This is a genomic window from Enterococcus sp. M190262, assembly GCF_005843965.1.
Lineage (GTDB): Bacteria > Bacillota > Bacilli > Lactobacillales > Enterococcaceae > Enterococcus_D > Enterococcus_D gallinarum.
In genome coordinates, this window is record NZ_CP040462.1 from 84,653 (window position 1) to 101,420 (window position 16,768).

At 31.5% G+C, this 16,768-nt stretch carries 18 protein-coding genes; 12 read left to right on the forward strand and 6 right to left on the reverse strand.

The window, feature by feature from the left end; translation table 11 throughout:
• Nucleotides 1–164 precede the first annotated feature (164 nt).
• The 11 genes from pflB to FE005_RS16190 all read left to right on the forward strand — a co-directional run bounded on the left by pflB (nucleotide 165) and on the right by FE005_RS16190 (nucleotide 11,556).
• On the forward strand, nucleotides 165–2,462 hold the full coding sequence (pflB, locus tag FE005_RS16140) for a formate C-acetyltransferase (protein ID WP_138372285.1): 2,298 nt from the start codon (nucleotides 165–167) through the stop codon (nucleotides 2,460–2,462).
• Between the two features lie 353 nt (nucleotides 2,463–2,815).
• Nucleotides 2,816–2,938 carry a transposase gene (locus tag FE005_RS17115; RefSeq protein WP_228081225.1) on the forward strand — a complete coding sequence of 41 codons (123 nt, stop codon included), beginning with the start codon at nucleotides 2,816–2,818 and terminating at the stop codon, nucleotides 2,936–2,938.
• A gap of 423 nt (nucleotides 2,939–3,361) precedes the next feature.
• Nucleotides 3,362–4,246 carry a carbohydrate ABC transporter permease gene (locus FE005_RS16150; protein WP_103301341.1) on the forward strand — a complete coding sequence of 295 codons (885 nt, stop codon included), beginning with the start codon at nucleotides 3,362–3,364 and terminating at the stop codon, nucleotides 4,244–4,246.
• Between the two features lie 18 nt (nucleotides 4,247–4,264).
• On the forward strand, nucleotides 4,265–5,101 hold the full coding sequence (locus FE005_RS16155; RefSeq protein WP_138372286.1) for a carbohydrate ABC transporter permease: 837 nt from the start codon (nucleotides 4,265–4,267) through the stop codon (nucleotides 5,099–5,101).
• A gap of 18 nt (nucleotides 5,102–5,119) precedes the next feature.
• On the forward strand, nucleotides 5,120–6,478 hold the full coding sequence (locus FE005_RS16160; protein ID WP_138372287.1) for an ABC transporter substrate-binding protein: 1,359 nt from the start codon (nucleotides 5,120–5,122) through the stop codon (nucleotides 6,476–6,478).
• Nucleotides 6,475–6,924 carry a YhcH/YjgK/YiaL family protein gene (locus FE005_RS16165; protein WP_077454665.1) on the forward strand — a complete coding sequence of 150 codons (450 nt, stop codon included), beginning with the start codon at nucleotides 6,475–6,477 and terminating at the stop codon, nucleotides 6,922–6,924. Before FE005_RS16160 ends, FE005_RS16165 begins: the two co-directional genes overlap by 4 nt.
• Before the next feature lie 36 nt (nucleotides 6,925–6,960).
• On the forward strand, nucleotides 6,961–7,803 hold the full coding sequence (locus FE005_RS16170; RefSeq protein ID WP_077454664.1) for a MurR/RpiR family transcriptional regulator: 843 nt from the start codon (nucleotides 6,961–6,963) through the stop codon (nucleotides 7,801–7,803).
• 234 nt (nucleotides 7,804–8,037) lie between these two features.
• Nucleotides 8,038–8,733, forward strand: coding sequence for an N-acetylmannosamine-6-phosphate 2-epimerase (locus FE005_RS16175; protein WP_077454677.1), 696 nt, complete (start codon nucleotides 8,038–8,040; stop codon nucleotides 8,731–8,733).
• Nucleotides 8,734–8,750: 17 nt separating this feature from the next.
• A complete protein-coding gene (locus FE005_RS16180; protein WP_077454663.1) occupies nucleotides 8,751–9,671 on the forward strand; it encodes a dihydrodipicolinate synthase family protein in 921 nt (306 codons plus the stop codon).
• A gap of 14 nt (nucleotides 9,672–9,685) precedes the next feature.
• Nucleotides 9,686–10,585 carry an ROK family protein gene (locus FE005_RS16185; protein WP_138372288.1) on the forward strand — a complete coding sequence of 300 codons (900 nt, stop codon included), beginning with the start codon at nucleotides 9,686–9,688 and terminating at the stop codon, nucleotides 10,583–10,585.
• Between the two features lie 2 nt (nucleotides 10,586–10,587).
• On the forward strand, nucleotides 10,588–11,556 hold the full coding sequence (locus FE005_RS16190; RefSeq protein WP_138372289.1) for an acetylxylan esterase: 969 nt from the start codon (nucleotides 10,588–10,590) through the stop codon (nucleotides 11,554–11,556).
• Between the two features lie 354 nt (nucleotides 11,557–11,910).
• Here the strand turns inward: FE005_RS16190 and FE005_RS16195 are convergent, their stop codons facing one another.
• From FE005_RS16195 to FE005_RS16215, 5 genes are all read right to left on the reverse strand, one after another.
• Nucleotides 11,911–12,324, reverse strand: coding sequence for a type II toxin-antitoxin system death-on-curing family toxin (locus FE005_RS16195; RefSeq protein WP_103301347.1), 414 nt, complete (start codon nucleotides 12,322–12,324; stop codon nucleotides 11,911–11,913).
• Nucleotides 12,321–12,557 (reverse strand): AbrB/MazE/SpoVT family DNA-binding domain-containing protein, encoded by a 237-nt coding sequence (locus FE005_RS16200; protein WP_103301348.1) that lies wholly within the window; start codon nucleotides 12,555–12,557, stop codon nucleotides 12,321–12,323. The genes FE005_RS16195 and FE005_RS16200 overlap by 4 nt, the downstream gene beginning before the upstream one ends.
• Nucleotides 12,558–12,669: 112 nt before the next feature.
• Complete coding sequence (locus tag FE005_RS16205) at nucleotides 12,670–13,848, reverse strand: DUF4062 domain-containing protein (protein ID WP_228081223.1); 1,179 nt, start codon at nucleotides 13,846–13,848, stop codon at nucleotides 12,670–12,672.
• Nucleotides 13,849–13,869: 21 nt separating this feature from the next.
• On the reverse strand, nucleotides 13,870–14,565 hold the full coding sequence (locus FE005_RS16210; protein WP_138372290.1) for a Fic family protein: 696 nt from the start codon (nucleotides 14,563–14,565) through the stop codon (nucleotides 13,870–13,872).
• Nucleotides 14,566–14,613: 48 nt separating this feature from the next.
• Nucleotides 14,614–15,213: a tyrosine-type recombinase/integrase gene (locus FE005_RS16215; protein ID WP_138372291.1), complete on the reverse strand. Its 600-nt coding sequence runs from the start codon at nucleotides 15,211–15,213 to the stop codon at nucleotides 14,614–14,616.
• A gap of 440 nt (nucleotides 15,214–15,653) precedes the next feature.
• Between FE005_RS16215 and FE005_RS17215 the strand changes: the two genes are divergently transcribed.
• The gene (locus FE005_RS17215; RefSeq protein ID WP_350153665.1) at nucleotides 15,654–15,791 is read left to right on the forward strand and encodes a transposase; all 138 of its coding nucleotides are present in this window, start codon (nucleotides 15,654–15,656) and stop codon (nucleotides 15,789–15,791) included.
• Between the two features lie 344 nt (nucleotides 15,792–16,135).
• Here FE005_RS17215 and FE005_RS16225 read toward each other — a convergent pair whose 3' ends face one another.
• A complete protein-coding gene (locus tag FE005_RS16225; RefSeq protein WP_138372292.1) occupies nucleotides 16,136–16,411 on the reverse strand; it encodes a hypothetical protein in 276 nt (91 codons plus the stop codon).
• Nucleotides 16,412–16,768: the final 357 nt, after the last annotated feature.

Here is a 16,768-nt window from a genome sequence, read left to right on the forward strand (position 1 = left end):
ATAACAAAAAATATAACAGTTTATTCTAAATAAATAAAAGAATTATCATTATTTTAAAAGGATTTTCAACAATATGAAAGTAAAAAAGCCCTTTCTTAAAATAAATTCCTTTGCTATAATTATTTTAAATTAAAATTGAAACTATTTAACAAAGGAGTACAAATATGGAAAGTAAAACAGCTGGAAAAACTGTAGCACAGGAGAAAAATCCTTGGGAAGGTTTTAACGAAGGTCGCTGGCAGCACGAAGTTAATACATTAGACTTTATCAAACGTAATTACACAGAGTACAAAGGAGATGATAGCTTTTTAGAAGTAGCAGCCTCTAGTACAGAAAAATTGTGGAATAAGTTACAGGAGCTTTTTGAAGTTCAACATAAGCAAAATGGTGTTTATGATATGGATAACGATGTACCTGCAACAATCACTTCTCATAAACCAGGTTACTTAATTAAGGAAGAAGAAAAAATCGTTGGGCTACAAACAGATATCCCATTGAAACAAGCATTTATGCCTTTTGGTGGAATCAATATGGCAAATAAGGCATTGGAATCAAATGGATATGAAATAGACGATGAAATGTCCTTTATTTTTAATAAATGGCGTAAAACGCATAACCAAGGTGTTTTTGATGCCTATACAGATGAAATGCGTTTAGCACGTAAAAACAAAATTATTACTGGGCTACCTGATGCTTATGGACGTGGGCGAATCATTGGTGATTATCGTCGTGTAGCATTATATGGTATCGATTTCTTAATGCAGGAAAAGAAAAAAGATTGGAAAAATATTGGTAATAAAGTAATGACCAATGACGTAATACAGCTACGTGAAGAAGTTTCTGAACAATTCCGTGCTTTAGCTGATATGAAAGAGATGGCAGCAAGTTATGGCTATGATATTTCAAAACCTGCTACTAATGCACAAGAAGCAATTCAATGGTTATATTTTGGGTACCTTGCAGCAATTAAATCTCAAAACGGGGCAGCAATGTCAATAGGACGTATTTCTGCATTTCTTGATATTTATATCCAACGTGATTTAGATCGTGGATTGATTACTGAATTTGAAGCTCAAGAAATGATTGATCACTTAATTATGAAATTACGCATGGTAAAATTTGCTCGTACACCAGAATACAACCAATTATTCTCTGGTTACCCAATTTGGGCGACACTATCAATAGCTGGTATGAATATGGATGGATCCTCATTAGTAACCAAAAATGATTTCCGTATCTTGCATACATTGACTAACATGGGACCTTCACCAGAACCAAATTTGACTGTGTTATATTCTTCCCGTTTACCAGAAGGCTTCCGTACTTATGCAGCAAAAGTAGCCAAGCAAAGCTCTTCAATTCAATTTGAAAACGATGATTTATTACGCCAATACTGGGGATCAGATGATGCGGCAATTGCTTGCTGTGTTTCTGCGACAGTAATTGGAAAAGATATGCAATTCTTCGGTGCCCGAGCAAACTTAGCAAAAGCAGTACTTTATGCAATTAACGGTGGCATTGATGAAATGACGAAAATGCAAGTTGGCCCACGCTTCCGTCCTCTAGAAGGTGATAGCATCGATTTCGATCAATTTATGGAAAGCTACAAAGATGTTTTAAACTGGTTAGCTGAGCTATATGTAAACACTTTGAACGTAATCCATTATATGCATGATAAATATGCTTATGAAGCTCCACAATTAGCATTAATGGATACTGATCTGAAACGTACATTCGCAACTGGTATTGCAGGGATTTCTCACGCAACCGATTCATTGATGGCAATTAAATATGGAAATGTAAAAGTTATCCGTGATGAAGATGGTTTAGCCATCGACTATGTCCCACAAAATGAATTTCCAACTTATGGAAATGACAATGACGAAGCGGATGAAATGGCAAACTGGATTCTTGAGTACTTCATGACTCAAATCAAACGTCAACATACTTATCGTAACTCAACACCAACATTATCATTGTTGACAATCACTTCAAATGTCGTTTATGGCAAAAATACTGGAAATACACCAGATGGTCGCCGTGCAGGAAAACCATTAGCACCAGGAGCAAATCCAAGTTATCAAGATGGTAAATTCTTAGGTGAGAAAAATGGATTACTAGCTTCATTAAACTCAACAGCGAAATTGAACTACTCTTGTGCGCAAGATGGTATTTCCGACACACAAACCATTAATCCTGGAGCATTAGGCCGTATGGATGATGAAGGAACGCAAGTGGATAACCTACGACAAGTATTAGATGGCTATTTTGATAAGGGCGGCTACCACTTGAATGTCAATGTCTTTGGTCGTGAACTGCTAGAAGAAATGGATAAAGATATTGACAATCCAAAATATGCGAACTTTACGATTCGTGTTTCTGGATATGCAGTGAAATTTCGCGACTTAACACCAGAACAACGTCGTGATGTTATCTCACGTACAGATCATATTAAAATGTAAAAATCAATTCTATTAAAAAGAATTTAATATTAAAAAATGGTCTGTTTGTCAACACGAACCGACAAGTTGTGCTAAACTTTCATCATTGTTAGATATAAAAAAACCGGCTCTATAACTTATGGGACTGATGAATCAGAATTGATTCATCAGCCCCATTTTCATTATTGACTTTAGTCAGTTTCGTTCGCTACGCGAACGAAACAAAAAAACCGTACGTTTCTATGCGTGGACGAGATAGATTTAGCGATAAAAGTTTAGCTCGTACTACGTATTACATAGTATTAATTCCCGAAATATCGACAAAAATGCCTTATGGAAAATGAAAATTAACTATTAGTTAGATAGTAAGAGAATTGTGTAAGATAAAAGATGTTACAATTTTTGAAACTCATACAACATCTGGCCATATTCAACTGTTAGTAAGAATACTACCGAATATCATTATTTCCAGTTTTATGGGCTATTTAAAAAAATGAAATCTAACCTCAATCCATAAAAAATATATTCGGGAATAATAGTGATTGAATCAAATATAATGTTAGTAAACAAGAGTACGTAAATCTATAAAAATAAATAAGCTTGCAAGCGCTTGACAATCATAAAAAAATCCCTTTAAAAGGACTAACAAATTGTGACCACTTTTTTAAAGCTGGTAAAAATCAATCAGTTTTTAAAGATAAATTTTTACTGAAATCCGTGTATTATATAGTATCAAAAAAGAAATTTCCTTTTTTTTAAAATAAAAAAAGTGTTTTCTTTTTTTATTTTTAATAGTACAATATATATGAAAGCGCAACCAACAAGGTGCTTAGTGTTTTAGAATCTATAATGAAAGGAGAGATTAGTTGAATTTTTTTGTAAATCTAGTGTATTAATTATAAAAATAGGAGGAATTATTAATGATGAATCAAAACAAAAAAAATATTTTTGCTAATAATCATTATTCTGGCTATCTATTCATTGCTCCACAAATATTACTGATGCTGATTTTTATTATTTATCCAGTAATCAAGGGCTTTAAAATGAGTTTTTATGAAGTATATGGTATGGATTCTTATTTTGTAGGATTTGAAAATTTTAAAAATCTTTTTACAGATCCGGTTTTTCTAAAATCTATATTTAATACAATTCTTTTTGTAGTTGCTATTGTAGTCTTAACAATTGTTTTTGCTTTGTTTGTTGCAACAAGCGTTTTTGATAAAAACTCTAAGTATGTTTCTTTTATTAGAGGAAGTTATTATTTGCCGGTTATGGTTTCTATGGTAGTAATGAGTATTATCTGGAATTTTTTATTGAATCCATCAAATGGATTAATAAGCTATATGTTGGGAAATGCTGGGATTAAAGATGTAAATTTATTAGGAAATCCAATGACAGTTATGCCAGTTATTATTTTTGTTACATTTGTAGGTAATGTAGGGCAAGCTATTATTTTGTATTTAGCAACAATGATTGGTTTGCCAGAAGACTATTTTGAAGCAGCTCAATTAGATGGTGCAACCAGATGGCAAAGAATTAAATATATACTTATTCCGTTAATGAAACCAACAACAGCATATTTAACGGTTATCAATATTATTGCGGTTCTTAAAATCTTTGTTGTTATTCAGTTATTGACTGGTGGTGGACCTAACAATGCATCTGTGACAATGATGTACTACTTATATCAAAATGCCTTTGTTTATAACAATACAGGTATGGCTTCATCAATTGGAGTTCTAATGTTTATCATTGCTCTGTTATTTAGCATTCCACAATTGAAATCATTTTTGAAGTCAAAATAATTTAGGAGGGAAAATCATATGTTAAATAAGTTAAAACAAATGGAAAAATTCGATTTGATTACAAATATTATAGTGTTTGTGTTAGCTCTATTATTTTTACTTCCCTTATTTTGGTTACTAACAAATACTTTTAAGACATCAGCAGAAATCTATCAAATGCCACCTAATGTTTTACCAAATAAATGGTTTTTTGGTAATTTAAATGAATTGTTTCAAGGCCAACCTGCTATGCAGTGGATCACAAACAGTTTTGTTGTAGCTTTTTTTACTGCCCTTTTAAGTGTGATTATTTCAGCTTTGGCTGCGTATGGTTTTGCTAAATTAAAGTTTAAAGGACGAACAGTTTTATTTTTAGTTGTAATTGCATCAATCATGATTCCAAAAGAAACATTTATTGTTCCTTTATTTGATGTTGTGGTGAAATTGAATTGGATTGATACCTATCAATCAATGATTGTACCTAATTTAGCAACAGGATTTGGTACGTTTATGTTGTATTCCTATTTTAAATCTATTCCAGAGTCAATTCGAGAATCTGCTAAAATTGATGGTGCTCATGAGTGGACAATTTTTTATAAATTATGTATTCCAATTGTAAAACCTGGGTTAGGTGCATTGTTTATTTTAAATTTTGTTACTGCATGGAATGACTATTTGTGGCAACTGTTAATGGCTCGTAGTAAAGAGATGAAGACTTTAACGATAGGGGTAGCCAGCTTGCAACAAGATGTGAATCCTAATATTGGATTACGGGTTGCTGGCGCAGCTATTGCTGCTTTACCGATGATTATTATCTTTTTCATGTTTCAACGTTTCTTTATTAAGGGCGCAACAGATGGTTCAGTAAAAGAATAATTAGAAGGAGGGTTATTTATGAAAAAGAAATTAGTGTATATGATTTTAGTATTTAGTCTAATCATTATTGGATTTTCAGGATGTGGAAAAAAAGAGCCTCCCCAAAACGAAGTAGAAGTTTGGTTAACACCACAATGGAAAGGGACATATGGAGCTGATGAAAAAGGTGCTGATTATGATAGTTTCTTGAAAACAGCAGCCAATATGTATGAAAAGAAACATCCTGAAACGAAAATTCATGTTCAAGTTGTACCTGGAGATGAACGAGATAGTAAATTAAGTGTAGCTGTACAAACAAATACTTTGCCAGATATTTTCTTTGATTCAACTTTTGTATTATCCACATATGCTCATCAGGGATTGTTGGAACCATTCGACTCTATTATTGATGATAAAAACCGTAATGATATCTCGAATGCAATTTGGGACAACGTAATGATTAAAGATAAAACATACTTTTACCCATTTGCGCAAAATCCAGGCTTGCTTGTTTATAACGCTGATATGTTTAAAGAAGCAGGACTAGATCGCTATATATCTGGAAAAACAGAAATTGCTAAGTGGACTATTGAGGATTTTAAAACAATATTAACTTCTTTGAAGAAAAGCAATAGTAAAGTATCTCCGTTTGGATTATATGCGAAAAACAATCAAGGAGATACCTGGAATATGATGTATTTGAGAATGTTTGGAAACACATTTTTCTCTACTAATGGTGAGTTAAATGTAAATGATAAAGAAGGAGTAGAAGCCTTGGATTTCCTAAAAGAATTAGTTAAGGAAAAACTAGTTACTCCGGGAGCTGAATCTCTTTCAAGTAATGATGTAAATGCAATGTTTCAAAATCAACAGGTCGGTATAAGTTTTGCCAATTCCGTTTTGTATGCAGGAATGTTAGAAAGTATGGATAATGGTTCTCTTAAGAAGTTTGATGTCCGTTTGGCTAATATTCCAGGAAAAACAAAACCACTATCCTTTACTTATGTACTTGGTTCTGGAGTCTTTAATACTAATGGAGAAAAGAGAATGAAATTAGCTCAAGATTTTGTTAAATTCTATTCAGAAAATAAAGAATTAGTTCAAGCAAGCATGAACTTTTTACCTGTGAGAAATAGTATCATTGAAATAGAAAAAGATAAAATGCCACTTCTTGAAACATATACAAATAACGATAAATACGTGGTAAATTTTTCTAATAATACACCAGGATATGCAGAAATTAGAAATGCGCTTTATCCAGAAATACAAGCAGCATTAACAGGTGAAAAGACATCCAAAGAAGCATTAGATGCATTTGTTGAAGCTGGAGATAAGGCTATCGATCGAGGATTAAGGCGTTCTAAAGCTTTAAACGAGCAAGGAGAGCCTGAAAAATGATTTATGATCAATTAAAAAATTTGAAAAAATATAAAAATTTTCACCCTAATCTAGGATTGGTCATAGAGTATTTAGAAAATATAGATATCGATTCCTTACCTTTAGATTGGAGATATTCTTTAAATGAAAATATTCTATTTATGATCCAAGACAAGAAATTAAATAGTGTTTTTACAGGTGAGTATGAGTATCATAAAAAATATATAGATCTTCATATAATCATAGATGGTGAGGAAACTATTGCTTATGGATTTGGTGATATTACAGAAATTAAAGAATATAGTAATAAAAATGACTATGGTTTAGTATTCTCAAGTCGAAGACAAGAATTATACCTATCTCCTAAATACTTTGCATTATTTCTTCCTAATGAGGCGCATGAACCTAATAGAATGACAGAAAAAAGTAAAAAAGTTAGGAAATGCATAGTAAAAATTGCTGTTTAATGATACTTTAGCCAGGTAGAGAAGGAGTGAAAAAGAATGCAAAGACCTGTTAATTTAATTTTAAAAATTCAAACACGATATAACCAATTAACAAAAGCTGAGAAAAAAATTGCTGATTATGTATTGAAGGACAAAGAAAATATAATTTACATGTCTATTACAGAATTAGCAAATGCTTGTGGGGTTGGGGAAACTAGTGTGTATCGTTTTTGCCAAACAATGAAATTTAGAGGTTATCAAGAATTTAAAATGGAACTTTCTCTTTATCTGGCTTCTAGTAGAACAAATGATACAGAAGATGAAAGTCAAGATTTTGGATTCGAAAAAGAACGGATGGATCGGCAATTTGAGGCAATTAAGGAAACCTATCAATTATTAGATTTAAAAGCTATTACTCGTATTGTGGAAATGATGGAGAAGGCAAATTCTATTTTCTTTTTTGGAGTTGGAGGAAGTGCCCAAACAGCTCAAGACTTTTGGAATAAGTTCTTAAGAATCACTCCAAAAGTAAGAATTATTCAAGATGCTCATATGCAAGCAATGGCTGCATCTTTGTTAACAGAAGATGATTTAGTTTTTTTGATTTCTTATTCAGGATCAACGAAAGATATTGTTAATATTGCTGATATTGCTAAAGAAACTCATGCTAAAATAGTTGGTATTACTCGATACCAGAAATCACCTTTAACTAAATATACAGATGAAATTCTATTATGTGGTAGTAAGGAATCTCCTTTAGAAGGAGGATCGTTAACTGTTAAAACTAGTCAAATTTATCTTCTGGATTTACTTTATACCACATACTACCAAAGAAATAAGGAATGCAGTGTTAGAAATCAACATAGAAGTTCACAGGCAGTGGTAGATAGATTGTTCTAGAAATATAAATTTTGAAATTTATAGAAGAATACTACTAACATTTATTAGCTTTTAATATATCTTTATTATTTAAAAATGATTAATCAATTATTGAATAAGTCCATCATAGAGGATATTTGCTAGGAATAATAATTGTTTAATATTTTTAATTTATCTTTTCGACAAATTAATTAACGTTACATTATGTACATTTTAATAGTATATATATCTGTATATTATTTGCTGGAGGTATTAATTATGAAAAAAATTGAAAGTATAAGAGGAAATTTAATTGTATCTTGTCAAGCATTACCAGACGAGCCACTGCACTCATCTTTTATTATGGGAAGAATGGCAGTTGCAGCTCAAGAAGGTGGTGCCGCTGGTATCCGTGCAAATACCTATAATGACATTGTGGAAATAAAGAAAATGATTGATTTGCCAGTAATTGGTATAGTAAAACGTGATTATAATGATTCAAGTGTTTATATTACAGCAACGATGAAAGAAATTGATGAATTAGTCAAAGCAAAAGCTGATATCATAGCTCTAGATGCAACAAGTAATATCAGACCAAAAGGGAAGTCTCTTGAAAGCTTTTTTAATTCTATCAAGACAAAGTATCCAGATCAACTATTGATGGCAGATTGTTCCACAATAGAAGAATGTATATTTGCTGATAAGTTAGGGTTTGACTTCATTGGAACTACGTTAGTTGGATATACAGAGCAAAGTAAGACAATAAAAATTGAAGCTAATGATTTCGAGTTTATCCGTAAAACTATAGACAATGTTTCACATCCAGTAATTGCGGAAGGAAATATTGATACGCCTGAGAAAGCTAAAAGAGTATTAGAATTAGGATGTTATAGTGTAGTCGTAGGTTCTATTATTACTCGTCCACAAATCATTACTAAAAGATTTGTTTCGACAATTACAGCCAATTATTAAAAGAGGAGAATAAATCAATGAAGAATTTAACAAAATATGAAGGAATAATACCAGCTTTTTATGCATGTTATGACGAAAAAGGGGAAATCTCTCCCCAAAGAGTTAGAAAATTAACTCAATATTTTATTGATAAAAAGGTTAAAGGCCTATATGTTAATGGTTCATCTGGAGAGTGTATTTATCAAAGTGTAGAAGATCGTAAAATAGTTTTGGAAAATGTAATGGAAGTAGCTAAAGATAAACTTACGATTATTGCTCACGTAGCATGTAATAGTACGAAAGATAGTACTGTTTTAGCAAAACATGCAGAAAGTCTAGGTGTTGATGCTATTGCTGCCATTCCACCTATTTATTTCCGTTTGCCTGAGTACTCCATTTCTAAATATTGGAATAATATAAGTGATGCTGCACCAAATACTGATTTTATTATTTATAATATTCCTCAACTAGCTGGTGTTTCTTTAACACCAAAACTTTATAGTGAAATGTTAAAAAATAAAAACATTATAGGAGTTAAAAACTCTTCAATGGCTGTACAAGATATTCAAATCTTTTCTGCTTTAGGTGGAAAAGACCATATTGTTTTTAATGGACCTGATGAACAATTTTTGGGTGGTCGTTTAATGGGAGCTAGAGCAGGAATCGGTGGAACTTATGCTGTTATGCCAGAATTATTTTTACAGTTAAATCAGTTTATCGAAGATAGAGAAATTGATTTAGCTAAGGAATTACAATATGTAATTAACGATATTATTGCTTTAATGGTGTCATGTTATGGAAATATGTATTCTGTAGCAAAAGAAATTTTACGAATTAATGAAGAAATGGATATTGGCTCAGTAAGAGCGCCTTTAACACCATTTATTGAAAGTGATTTCGAATCTATTCGGAGAGCTGCTTCATTAATTCAATTAACAAAAGAAAAATTTATTAAGTAATCGGAGATAAAACAATGAAAAAATATGTGGTGATTGATATAGGTGGCACCATGATAAAATATGGAATAGTTGACCAAAATGGAAGCCTGATAAGAAAAAATAAAATTCCTACAGAAGCAGAATTAGGTGGACCAGGTATTCTTTCAAAAGTAATTAAGATAATTGATGAATACCAAGATAAATACTTACTTTCAGGCATTTGTTTATCTTCAGCAGGTATGGTTGATTCAGAGAAAGGAGAAATTTTTTATTCAGGACCTTCTATCCCTAATTATGCTGGAACAGAGTATAAAAAAATATTAGAAAAGCGTTATAGTATTCCATGTGAAATTGAAAATGATGTAAATTGTGCTGGGATGGCTGAAGTAATTTCAGGAAGTGCAAAAGGAAGTAGATCTACTCTCTGTTTAACTATCGGAACAGGAATTGGAGGGTGCTTCCTTATAGATTCTGAGGTTTTTCATGGTTATAGTAACAGTGCTTGTGAGATAGGGTATTTACCTATGGGACAAGCTAGTTTTCAGGAGTTAGCTTCTACAACAACACTAGTAAAAAATGTGGCTAAAGCTCATGGGGATAACTCAATAGAATGGGATGGATATCGTATTTTTGAGGAAGCAAAAGCAGGGAATCAAAAATGTATTGACGCCATTGATCAAATGTCAGATTATTTAGGTCAAGGGATAGCAACAATATGCTATGTAATAAACCCACAAACTGTTGTTTTAGGTGGAGGGATTATGGTTCAAGAAGTTTTTTTAAAGAATCGTATTGAAAGAGCTTTATATAAATATTTATTGCCAACTATAGCTGAAAAAATAAATTTAACTTTTGCTCATCATGGAAATGATGCAGGGATGTTAGGTGCGTTTTATCATTTCATGAATCGCCAAAGGTCATTGAAGGAGTGTTGAAGATGATTGAAACTATGTCTTTAGATGAAATGAGAAGGTATAAAGGTCGTCAAACGTTGCCTCCAGATATGGATGCTTTTTGGAAAAATCAAATAAAATCGGTTGCAGAGATTCCGTCATATCAATTGAATTCGTGTGATTTCAATTTAGAATTTGTAGATTGTTATGAATTGATATTTAATGGAAATAATGGTTCTAGCATTTATTCTAAATGTTTATTTCCAAAAGGAGTAAGCAAAGCTCCAGTAGTATTCTATTTTCATGGTTATCAAGGACAAAGTCCTGATTGGACAGAAAATCTAAAATTTGTATGTGCTGGTTATGCAGTAGTGTGTATGGATGTAAGGGGACAAGCGGGTAAATCACAAGATTTAGGAAACTTCAATGGAATGACAGTAAAAGGGCAAGTTATTCGTGGGGCAATTGATGGACCAGAACATCTGTTTTATAAAGATATATATTTGGATACGTATCAATTAGTGGAGATAGTAGCTTCATTAGATTTTGTAGATGAAACCATGCTATTAACTTACGGTGCTTCACAAGGAGGTGCATTAGCTTTAGTATGTGCTGCTTTAAATAATCGAATTAGTAAAACAGTAGCAGTGTATCCTTTTCTTTCAGACTTTAAGCGTGTATTGGAATTGGGAAATAATTGCGAACCCTATGATGAATTGTTTCGATATTTTAAGTTTTCGGATCCATTGCATCAAACAGAAGAAAAATTTTTGAAACATCTTTCCTACATTGATGTGAAAAATTTAGCTCATATGATTCAATGCCCTATAATGATGATAACCGGATTAGAAGACAATGTCTGCCCACCATCTACTCAGTTTGCTATTTATAATCGTATTAATACAAAGAAAGAGATAATTATATTACCAGAATATAGTCACGAAGGAATGAATGTATTTATCAATGATTTAGTTTATGATTATCTATTTGGTTCAAAAATTTTAAAGAAATAGTAAATTGAAGATTAAGTTGCTAAAAAAGTTATTTAATATTTCTTTGTTAGTTTCCCCAAAATACTACTTGAAACTTTATTAACGAATAACACAAATTCTAATTTTGCAACCTTAGAAATACTACAGCAAATAGTTGAGACTTTTCTCTTATAGAAAAGTCTCTTAAAAGTGATAATAATTGATCCTTAATAATTAACAAAACCGATCGAATTTAGTTTACATAATTAAAAAACTATATGTGAAACCATTAATATAATAAATGTAAAAATAAATAACTTTGTATAATATATCTTATGTAAACTAAAATAAAAAGCAAACTAACGCTTCGGAATCAACTGAACTGCTAGTTTGCTTCTATTTTTTTGTATCAATCTTTATAGAATTATTTTTTAGTATATCAGTTGTTGTCTCTTTTAAATCATCAAACTCACCCTGATACGTAGCAACTCTAACTACAAATTCAACCACTTTCTGATTTTCCATTTTTAATGAATAGCCATTTAACTTGAGAAAAACATATGCAGCTAAAAATGCTGTACGTTTGTTAGCATTGTGAAAAGGATGCTTTTTGATTAGATTTATTAAGAGAACTGCTGCTTTGCTGAATACATCAGGATAAAGTTCTTTTCCAAAAATATGCTGTTTTGGTTGATTTACAGCCATACTCAAAGCATTTTTATCAATGACACCAACTGTTTCTTTTGGTGAATATTTTTTTATTTGAATAACATTCAATTTTACAATATCTTTTTCGCTCAGATACATCATCTGTCAACTAATTCCTTGAATGCTTCATCATATTCTGATAGAGCCTGATTCACATACATATCAATTTCAAGATCTAAATTTCTTTCTTCCTTCACAATTGCATCCATCATTTTATCTTCATCAATAAAAATAGTATCTCCAGGTTTCAAACCTTTTTGTAATAAACTCTCTTTTGATAATGTTACAACAATTGAGTTGCCTACTTCTCTTATTTTCCTCTTCTTTATGTTCATTTATATCAGCTCCTATAAAAAGTATACACCGTATATACATTTTCTTCAAATTATTTTATTCTCAAGTGTATGTTTTTCCTTAATATAAGAGAGTTAAACTCCTAGTCTTTTTTCAGCTAATTCCTAACTTTTGCTTTAAAATCTCTAATTCTTTATTAAATTCAGTAAAGTCTGGCTCCGTAAATTCCATCACTAAATCTATTATTAGAGTCTGTTCACCTGGTGTATGGTTAGCTATCTTCTCAAGACTGTTAAATAACTTTATCTTAAAGTCATCAATATTAATGATTAAGGATTGACTTATCTTTCGCAAAGAATAAACTAGCTCTTGAGTGTTCTCTGGTACACTTATAGAAATCAATTCTAGCTCCCATTTTATAATTGAACAATAAATGGATTTCCACTTCTCTGCTATATAAAGAAGAAAATCAATATCTCCCCTAGTTCCAGGATCCCCTATAGCCTCAGGAAAAGCAACATTTACTAGATTTGATAATCCATTTGTTAGCTTCAATATTTGATTGTATTTGTAACTGATCCATTCAAATATTTCTCCATCTTCAGTAATAGGATTTGGAAATTCAAGAATAATTTCATAACGAAGATCTTTTTTTAGTTCGTCGGCTTCTCCCAAAAATTCTAATAGAATTTGAATAAAAAAGATATATTCCCATGCATCTGGTTTTTCTAAAATGATTTGAAGTATGTTAGGGCTAAGAGCCATGATTTTTTTGGAGAAATTTTTTTGTACTAATTTTTTCCTTAAGGATAAAGAATCGTAAAATAGATATGCAAATTGAAATTTTAATCGCTCCGAAATCTGTTCAGCAAGCTCATATTCATAACTCCAAGTGCTATCTTCATACATCACTTGTTCAACAAATCTGAACAATTCCGAGTTATCTACAAGAGAGTCAAAATTCCCCTCAGGATTATCTTTCCATAATGGCATACCTTGAATGACTTTCTTATCAATAAAAGCATAAATAGGAATTCCCTTTTCTTTTGCTCTAAGGTACTCTAAGTTAGTTACCGATTTTCCATTGTCAGTTTGGTATCCATACCTATTGCCTATAATCAAAATGAATATATCAGCCCTTTCTTGTACAACCCGCAGACAATTATCCACGGTTCCTAATGAAGGGTCTATAGGGAACGACGAATATTCTGACAACAGTACTTCAAATCCTAAATCATTCTCTATAACATTCTTAAGATCACTTCTTATTTGTTTTAAATCATAACAGGTTGAACTAATAAATACCGTAGGCTTCCTTGCAAAACTAGACAAAGAAATCCCTCCTTAATAATTTTATCGATAAGTAATTCCGAAAATGCAATTCGAATACATAAAATCCAGGATCTTTTCTGCATCAATATCTTCTTCACTATTGTAATAAGCAGAAAGAAATTCATTAAATTTTTCAAATACGTTTTCAGGAATGGACAACAAGCCTAAACCATGATCAAACATAATTTTATTTGCTGTTAATAATGCTGTTCGCTTATTACCATCCCCAAAAATTTGATTTTTTGATATAAACAGAAACAGTCTTAACGCTTTTTCCGTGTCAGATATATCTTGTCTCAATATTTCGCCATATTGATTCTTTACCTCATCTTCAGTTAACATTGGTGGCACATATCTTCCTTGAATAGTTGATACTTCTACCCCACCAGTCCGAATTTCTCCAGGGAAAAGGGCATCTTCCGCTGAAACGACTCGATTAATCCGCTTACTTGTCTCTAACAGAGGCTCTTGTACGTCGTTTGAAAGCAGTTCAAAGCCTCTTTTTAAGTTAACGACGGTCAGGACATCATCTACCGCCACGTTATTGGCCCGATTATACTTAATAATCTCTTCTGTTTGTAACAACGTTGTATTCAATCCTTCAAATTTACCCGCATTATACACCAGTTCCACAATGTTTTTCTTCAATAAATAGACAGACTCTTTGCGCGATAAGTGGTATTTATCAGGAAATTTAGGACGCTTTTCTTCGCTCATTTTCTCACCTCTTGAATTTTTCCTTCTATTATATAGGGAATTATTCTGTCATAGATCCAAACTTTTTACTGCGGTATCTTTATCTTCCTGGGTGATCCCGATATAGCGTAAAGTCTCCCGTTGCGAAGAATGGTTGAGCAGCGACTGAATGATCTCTGTTTTAGTCCCTTGCTTGTACAAAAAATAACCAAAAGTCTTGCGCATCGAATGGGGACCAATTTCTTTTAAACCAACCGCCGTTCCTGCTTCATGAATGATCCGCCAAAGGCTTTGTCGGGTCAAAGGCGTATCTGCTCCTTTTCGACTTGGAAACAAATAATTACTGAAATCATGTACTTGCAGCTGTTCAGGAAATTCCGATTGAACATAATCGAGAATCACTCTTCGTAATTTGTTCGAAATGAAGACCGAATTGTGTTTGGCCGTTTTTTGTTCCTTCATGGCCAGACGTTCTTTGACAATCACCCGTCCACGGGAAATTTCTAATACATCACTTAATTTTAACTGTCTTAAATCAGAGATTCGATATGCTGTATTGATCCCAATCGAAAAAAGCACCAAATTTCGTTGCCCATATTTTCCGGAAGCCAAAATGGCCTTCATGGCATCGATCTTTTTTTTGTCGCGAATCGGTTCCACGCTCTTCATTTTTAGCCGCCTCCCAAATGTTACTTAATACGATTATAACAGATAATAAGTCACATTTAAACAAGCTATAGAAAAAAGCCTCTAAAAGAAAAGTAATTTTCTCTTAGAGCCTCTAAGGATGGAGCGATTTTAACGAATGTGACAGAATCAGATTGTGTCTCATTCGTAAACAAGTGTTTGTTATAATATTTTTCAATTAATTAAATATATTATTAATAAAAAAATATTAATTTGAAATGACAACTGAAGACCGATTTAACACATATTTTAAACATCATATAATAATATATTGAAATTTTGTTAAAATAATTATAATAAAATAAAAATAGAATATATGTTAAAAATATTATTTAATAATTAATTAAATAGTGTTAAATATGTTATGTAAGTTCTAATGGTAAAATGAATCTAGTTCTAGAACCTTACTGTCTAATGAAACCATTCAAGCCACTTTTCCAAAAACAGAAGTTCAAAAATGTATTATCCGTCAAAATAGAAACAACATGATATTTGTTGATTATAAGGGTTTAAAGACTACTACAGATAATTTAAAACCGATATATACGGTATCTACTTAAAATAGGTGTTGGATTTTCAGAAAAAATGGGATATATTAAAAAAATATGTATAGATTATTAGACCTTTTTCAAGTATCCTGAAGAATTACACTACATCATTACACAAGTGATTGAAAGATTTCACCGGCAACTTTGCAGGCCAAAAAAGTTAAAAAGTGTCTTTACATCGGATGAGTCGCTGCTTAAAATACTGTATCTCATTACAATAGATGTTACAAAAAAATAGATCATGGCGGTTTAAAACTTGGGGCAGATTTTTTGAAAATCACGTGACTGATTATATTAAAGAAAAAAATCTTACACAAAATTCTTTACATACCCATTTTTTAGTTCATAAAAAAACGCTATCTTCTTTTGATAAAACCATCTTGTAAAATTTTCCAAACCCTGCTTTGCTCTTCAGAAAAACGTACTACATCAAAAGCTAAAGCCAAATTAATCTTATTAGTAAACTCGGATAATATTATTGGTAAAGCAATCCCTTCTAGGTCATTACTTAGTATATCCTCTAGAATCAAATCTAATTCCTGAAGAACTTCCTGAATATTTTTTTGCTTTTTACTATTTTCTAAACTTGATCGAAACCTTTCTAATAATTGAACGGCTAACTCTTTATCCATTGTATTATCCTCTCACAACTTAAATTAGTATTTGTTTTCATACATGCTATTGAGAATAGTATCAGTCATATTACCTATAATACTATTTAGATACTATCCTAACTCCCCCCAACAAACTACATTATTAAAACTAAAGTTTTGGGAAATCTATATGTAAAATCTTTTTATATTCAATATTGGAATATCCCTATTACTATTAGGACTGAAGCTAATATTTAATTATATAAATTTCTTTATGTTAAAAATAAGCCAATTAATTAAAGATTATTATAATTTTTAATTAATTTTTATAAAAAACTGTTTTTATCTATATCCAGTAATGTTTGTAAGTCGTAAATTAAAAGCCTGCATATAATT

Bases quoted from the DNA above. Each gene is read 5' to 3' on its own strand.
- pflB (WP_138372285.1), top strand. From the start codon at position 165: ATGGAAAGTAAAACAGCTGGAAAAACTGTAGCACAGGAGAAAAATCCT.
- FE005_RS16150 (WP_103301341.1), top strand. From the start codon at position 3,362: ATGATGAATCAAAACAAAAAAAATATTTTTGCTAATAATCATTATTCT.
- FE005_RS16155 (WP_138372286.1), top strand. From the start codon at position 4,265: ATGTTAAATAAGTTAAAACAAATGGAAAAATTCGATTTGATTACAAAT.
- FE005_RS16160 (WP_138372287.1), top strand. From the start codon at position 5,120: ATGAAAAAGAAATTAGTGTATATGATTTTAGTATTTAGTCTAATCATT.
- FE005_RS16165 (WP_077454665.1), top strand. From the start codon at position 6,475: ATGATTTATGATCAATTAAAAAATTTGAAAAAATATAAAAATTTTCAC.
- FE005_RS16170 (WP_077454664.1), top strand. From the start codon at position 6,961: ATGCAAAGACCTGTTAATTTAATTTTAAAAATTCAAACACGATATAAC.
- FE005_RS16180 (WP_077454663.1), top strand. From the start codon at position 8,751: ATGAAGAATTTAACAAAATATGAAGGAATAATACCAGCTTTTTATGCA.
- FE005_RS16185 (WP_138372288.1), top strand. From the start codon at position 9,686: ATGAAAAAATATGTGGTGATTGATATAGGTGGCACCATGATAAAATAT.
- FE005_RS16190 (WP_138372289.1), top strand. From the start codon at position 10,588: ATGATTGAAACTATGTCTTTAGATGAAATGAGAAGGTATAAAGGTCGT.
- FE005_RS16195 (WP_103301347.1), bottom strand. From the start codon at position 12,324: ATGATGTATCTGAGCGAAAAAGATATTGTAAAATTGAATGTTATTCAA.
- FE005_RS16200 (WP_103301348.1), bottom strand. From the start codon at position 12,557: ATGAACATAAAGAAGAGGAAAATAAGAGAAGTAGGCAACTCAATTGTT.
- FE005_RS16210 (WP_138372290.1), bottom strand. From the start codon at position 14,565: ATGAGCGAAGAAAAGCGTCCTAAATTTCCTGATAAATACCACTTATCG.
- FE005_RS16215 (WP_138372291.1), bottom strand. From the start codon at position 15,213: ATGAAGAGCGTGGAACCGATTCGCGACAAAAAAAAGATCGATGCCATG.
- FE005_RS16225 (WP_138372292.1), bottom strand. From the start codon at position 16,411: ATGGATAAAGAGTTAGCCGTTCAATTATTAGAAAGGTTTCGATCAAGT.